The organism is uncultured Gemella sp., from assembly GCF_963525875.1.
In the GTDB taxonomy this organism is placed as follows: domain Bacteria; phylum Bacillota; class Bacilli; order Staphylococcales; family Gemellaceae; genus Gemella.
Genome location: NZ_CAURMG010000021.1, coordinates 24,756 through 30,810 on the forward strand (window position 1 = coordinate 24,756; position 6,055 = coordinate 30,810).

6 protein-coding genes are annotated in these 6,055 nt (G+C 31.0%); 1 reads left to right on the forward strand and 5 read right to left on the reverse strand.

The features are described 5' to 3' along the window. Positions 1-256 precede the first annotated feature (256 nt). From RWQ73_RS05165 to RWQ73_RS05185, 5 genes are all read right to left on the reverse strand, one after another. The gene (locus tag RWQ73_RS05165) at positions 257-886 is read right to left on the reverse strand and encodes a polysaccharide biosynthesis tyrosine autokinase (protein ID WP_314084474.1); all 630 of its coding nucleotides are present in this window, start codon (positions 884-886) and stop codon (positions 257-259) included. 9 nt (positions 887-895) lie between these two features. After that, entirely contained in the window at positions 896-1,561 is a 666-nt protein-coding gene (locus RWQ73_RS05170) for a Wzz/FepE/Etk N-terminal domain-containing protein (protein ID WP_314407058.1), read from the reverse strand. Between the two features lie 121 nt (positions 1,562-1,682). Next, the gene (locus RWQ73_RS05175; RefSeq protein WP_314407059.1) at positions 1,683-3,152 is read right to left on the reverse strand and encodes an LCP family protein; all 1,470 of its coding nucleotides are present in this window, start codon (positions 3,150-3,152) and stop codon (positions 1,683-1,685) included. A gap of 3 nt (positions 3,153-3,155) precedes the next feature. Beyond that, the gene (locus RWQ73_RS05180) at positions 3,156-4,010 is read right to left on the reverse strand and encodes a diacylglycerol kinase family protein (RefSeq protein ID WP_314407061.1); all 855 of its coding nucleotides are present in this window, start codon (positions 4,008-4,010) and stop codon (positions 3,156-3,158) included. A 461-nt stretch (positions 4,011-4,471) separates the two neighbouring features. After that, a complete protein-coding gene (locus RWQ73_RS05185; RefSeq protein ID WP_314407062.1) occupies positions 4,472-4,972 on the reverse strand; it encodes a DUF4064 domain-containing protein in 501 nt (166 codons plus the stop codon). Positions 4,973-5,161: 189 nt separating this feature from the next. Here RWQ73_RS05185 and RWQ73_RS05190 point away from each other — a divergent pair, with 189 nt between their 5' ends. After that, positions 5,162-5,995, forward strand: a complete 834-nt coding sequence (locus RWQ73_RS05190; protein WP_314407064.1) for a YwqG family protein — start codon at positions 5,162-5,164, stop codon at positions 5,993-5,995. Positions 5,996-6,055 lie beyond the last annotated feature (60 nt).

A 6,055-nucleotide genomic window follows, 5' to 3' on the forward strand; every position in this document is an offset into this window, starting at 1 on the left:
CCTCATTTAACAAAAAACATTCGGAGCTGGATTCTTTTTCCATACTCCGAATATAATTATACATCTTATAACTATCAAGAGACTGACTCAAAAATCGTGATTTCGGAGAAATCAATTTTGTCGAGTCACTCCCGCAAAGTTTATTAGATATCTAAAAAACTTTTATAAAGTAAATTTAGATATTAATAAACCACTGCGTCTATGAGTTATAATATATACTTTTTTAGTTTAGGATTTTTAGGTCATCCCCATTTTTTTAGTAGAATTTATTTAAAACTACACCGATGCATTTTGAACCAACTTTTTCAATTTGTGCTATGCTATGTTCTAGTTCTTTTTTCTTCACACGATTCGCTTCGGCAACCATTATGAATCCATCTGCGCTCTTCGCTACTACTGCTGCATCAATTACGTCTCCTACCGATGGAGTATCTATAATCACTATATCATAGTACTCTTTGAAAACCTCTATCATGATATTATAGTTTTTATTTTGTAATATTTCAGTTGGACTTTTCGCTTTTACTCCTGCTGGAATAATATTTAGATTTTTTACATCAGATTCATATATAGTATCCTCAATAGGATCGGTCCCTGTTAAATAATTTGTAAGCCCACAAATATTGCTTTTGAATTTGAAGTATCCTGGCATACTTGAATTACGAGTATTCGCATCAACTAGCATAGTTTTAAATCCTAACTCAGCAAATGATACGGCTAAATTCACCGCAGTCATAGTTTTCCCTTCACCTTCTAAAACAGATGATACCATAATTACTTTTTTATTTCCGCTTAAAGCTTGAATATTTGTACGTAGTGCATTGAAATATTCTTCACTCTCATCATTTATAATAGTCTTATTTGTTAATAAATTTATCTGTGCCATTTCATCTTCCTATTTCTTTCCTAAATTTATCTCTGGAATTACTCCTAAAAGTACTACATCCATACCTTTTTCTACATCTTCTGGACTCTTAATTCTATCATCTAATAATTCAAATACTACTGCACCAATTAATGATAATACAAAACCTATTGCAGTCGCTAGTAATGCATATAAAGGTATATTTGGAAAACTTGGTACTCTTGGAACTTCAGCATCTTCTAGAGTACTTACATCTTCTGATTTTGCCATCTCTTTAATTTTTGTAACAGCTAATTCTCTTACAGAGTCAGCCAATTCACTAGCAACTTGCGGATCTTTATCTCTAACTGTGATAGAAACAACTTTCGTGTTTTTTGGTACTTCAACAGATACCTTGTTCTTTAATTGCTTAACTGTATACCCGGCATCACTTTTTTCTGCCGCTTCAGCTAGAAGTTCATCATCTAATACAATTTCTTTATAATCTTTTTCTAGTAACGTACTTTCTCCTTTTGAGCTCGTTACACTTATCTTCGCTGTTGAGTCGTACCTAGGTGTTACTACAAATATACTATACGCTAACGATCCAGCCGTACATAAGAACGTAATTAATAAAATTAATATTTTTTTCTCCCACGTTCTTTTCAACAGTAGTGGACCTTTTGACTGTCTTACAACTTTTTCCTTACCCTTCATCTTATCAATTTTCCTCTCGTTATAATTCTTATTTTATTTTCGCTTTTTTAGCTTTATCTTCTGTTATATTTTATCACAAATTGTCCCTTTGTGCTTTATTATTTTAAAATAATTATTAGCACTATTTCTCTTCTAGTACTTCTTTTATATTATTTTTAACTTGTTTTAGACTTTGCTCATCAATTTGCATCATATATAGGTTTGCCCCCGGCATTGCATATGATGGTAATCCTAAGCTTCCTGTACCGCTAAGCGCTTGTGATGAGATATTATAATCTCTATTAGAGCTTAATTGTTCATTAGCTAGTCCCATCACTGTTTCAATCGGCATATTGGTCTGAATAGACTCACTTAGTTCTTTGATTACTGCTCTATAATTTTTCAAAGTATCCTTAGTAGTCATTTTCTTCACTATTGCTGCAATAACTTTTTCCTGATTTTTTCCACGGTCATTATCTCCTTCAAGAAGATTATAACGTTCACGTACAAAACCTAAAGCCTTGTCTGCATCTAAATGTACCATACCAGGTTCAAAACTATAACCACCATACTCTGATATAAAGGTCTGATCATTATAAACATCGACACCACCGACTAAATCTATTAATTTTAAAAATGATGTGAAATTTAGCCTAGCATAGTAGTCTAATTTAATACCATAAAGATTTTCAAGTGTATGAATAGAAGACTCTACACCATAAAGACCAGCATGAGTAAGCTTATCATACTCATTATCACCATCATCTGCTATCGGTACATAAGAATCCCTTGGAGTTGTCGTTAATAAAATTTTCCCAGTTTTTTTATTTATTGTCATAATAATATTAACATCCGAGCGACTTACACTCTCCACTTCTCCAAACGTATCAATTCCACTCACATAAACATTGAAGGTATCTCCAATATTCGCACTTGTTTCCAAATCTATCTTTTTAGTAATTTTGTATTCAAATATTTTTTTTGTATTTTCTCTGAAATCGGCATATTTCCCTCTTATTAGTCCCTCAAACGAACTATTAAAAACCATCGCTCTACTTGTTCCAGAGATAAGCTGTTCATATGATGAGATATAGTTTTTCGTCTCAGCAAGCTCCAAGCTTTGGTATCCTTTGTCACGAATTTCTTTCATAAGCTTGTTAATATTTTCATCATCTGATGATACCGGAGCAGATATTTCTTCACCCTTTAAATCCTCAAGCTTTGAAGCCTCATCATTTTTCAATACTACTACACTCATAGTATATTCGCTTATCATCGCCTTATCATTTATATCATCAAATAGACCAATTGCAGCTCTAAACTGCATATAAGAAAAAACTAATGTAATATTCAGAATAACTAACATAATAACATTGAATATTTTTGCTTTTTTCTTAATCACTAAGATTCCAGCTAAAAATATAAAGAATAGTATAATTGCGAATATCACATAATTTATTCCCCTAAAATTCAGGAAATCATATTTCAGCATTGTCCAGCTAACTAGACCACCTAATATAATCAATAAAATAGTCAATAATCCATTGACTATTTCAAATATGCCTATATTTCTATCAACTACTCTTTTTCGCCTACATGAATTCCTTCCCATTACTTACATCCTCTTTAACTTATAAAATTTACTTATGCAACTAAGTTCTAAGCTATCGCTATTTTTTACTAATTCTCCATCAATCTGAAAGTATTCTTGATTCGTTGTGACTGTTAATCTATTCGTAGTTATCAAATCAACATTTTTTAGATTATGATGTTTATTTAAAAGCAGGCATAAATAATTATAAATAAATGTTAAGATGCTCATATCTTTCATTATCATGACATGCAACTCATCACTTTTACCTGTTGCATTTGGAGCGAACTTTATCCCTCCTCCTTCATAAGGCTGAATCATTACATTTAATAAGTATAATTTTTCCGTATTTATCTTATTATTATCCCAACATATCTCCGCTTTGTATTTTCTAAGTTTTAGAATACCTAGAACCCCTTCAAGCAGATAGATTCTCTTACCTAAATATTTCTTAAACTTAGAGCTGTTAGCACTCTTTATAATATCAGCATTAAAACCTAAATCAAAACCTGAACAGAACTTCTTGTCATTAACAACGCCAACAGTATAGTCATCTATTTCTTTGGAATTCAACAATTTATCTATGTCTATACTATTTCTATCAAACTTCAAAGATCTAGCAAGATCATTACCAGAGCCATACGCTAAATAAACAAACTCCTTACCATGATAGTTATTTATTACTTCATTAATCGTTCCATCACCACCAATGACGATAAGATTATCTCCTATCACTTCATCCATAAAATCACAAGCAGTCTTGTTTTTCGATGTTTTAAGTACTCTATACGACAAATTCTTTCTACTTAGCATTTCTTCAATCTTTTTTAGTTCAATAAGGCTACTCTTACTTCTAGAATTCACTATTATCTCAATCATATTTGGATCCTACACAAAAATACTTTATCTTATTAATTATACAACAAAACTACTTTTTAAGCAAAAAATTGACTATTCAACAAAGCGACAAAAGACAATATTTTCAAGCGTTTTAAACGTATGAAAGAGGGAGTGACTCAAAAATCATGATTTCATAGAAACAAGATTTTGTTTAGTCACCCTCGCACAATTTGTTAGATATCTAAAAAGCTTTTATAAAACGAATCTAGATACCAATAAACCACTGCGTCTATGAGTTCTCATGTGAACTACTTTTAAAATCTAGTACTTTTGGGGCAGAACCTTAACTTGTATCTTACAGCGATTATATAAATATGATTCATAACTCTTTTACATCATTTCTACTAATCGTTCACAGATGAGAAATATCCTATCGGCACCTCATGTACCAATAGGATATTAATTAAAACATTTTTATCTTTATAGATTGTAAACTTAGTCTATAAATATTCGATTTTATCTACGACTGGTTTTTCTGTTGTAGTTGTAAAATCTGTAAAGTCTTCCTGTTTTGGAGCTTTTCTAACAAAAAGCATAATAGCTACTACAAAATATAGTAAATATACAGGAATTAGAAAACCTACCGTCATTAATGCTACTATCCCTGCACTAATTAGGAATAAAATTCCTGATACGATTCTTGCTTTCATAACAAACGAAGCTATTAAAGCTAAAACTAGTGTCACAATCGCCGTAATAGCATATATTTTTACCACTAATACTAGAAATGTTGTTATTGACATACCAGATGTAGATAACAACATAGCTACTTCTTGTTCCATCGCTAACGAACTAATAGCAAATGAAAGTTGCGGTTGTTGCAAGGCCGCTTCTAATTGTCCCGAAAATGCCGCAAGAGATATTAACCCAGTTACTAATATCATAATTACATTAGCAATCCACGCTAATATTTTTTCAATTTTTCTGCTGAATGGTTTCATTCTATTCTCCTTATGTTAATGTTATGATTAAATTATATCACAAAATATAGTTAAGTAATACTTATTTACATAAATAATAAATATTTTCATACATTTCTATTTTTTATTTAAAAACCACCTTTTTTTGTGGATCTGTTGTACTTCGTGTTATAATATCTGTAATGATTAAACTTGTTCTGGAGGATTTTTATGATTAGTCGAGATAATATTAATGAGGTTATTGAGATAATTAGAAATAATAATACACGGGAATATATTCGTATTTTTGCTGAGGCAAGCGATAAGACAGGGATTTTTTCTAGTAAGTTTGGAGGGGTTCCGTATGTTGCTAATGATGATACTATTCCTGTAGATTCTGCTAATAATCAGCTTGCATTATTAGCTCAGATTAATTGCAGTGAATTGCCTGAGAATAATCTTTATCCTAAGGTTGGCTTGCTTCAATTTTGGATTTCTAGAGATAGTAATTTTGGTTTGGATAATAGGGATTCTTATTGTGTTAAATATATTGCTAATATCGATGAATCTGTGTCTGAAATAGATATTTTGAAAAAGTATGATATTTTAGATGAAAATAATAATGACGAGCATTCTCCTTTTAAAGGTAAAAATGCTTCTTTTTCTTTAACATTTGAAAAGGGAGTGTCTACTATTACTTCAACTGATTGTCACTTCGAAGATATTGCACTTAAAACAATTCAGGATTTGTTCCCTAATGAACAGATTAACGATTTATATGATGATTTAGAAAACGATGTCTACAGCACTTTATTTAAAGCTTTTGAAGGTGTTCAACATGCTATTGGAGCTTATCCTACATTTACTCAATGGGATCCTAGAAATCCTGATGATACTGGTGCTTATAACGTTATGCTACTGCAAATAGAAAGCATGTGGAGTACCGATTCTAATGAATATGAGATTATGTGGGGAGATTCTGGGGTAGCAAACTTCTTCATTGATAGTGAAAAATTAAAAATACTAGATTTTAACGATGTTCTATTCAACTGGGATTCTTTTTAACAATTTGTAAATGTCAATATAAAAATGTACAAAAGCGACAAAATAAAAATGTACAATTAT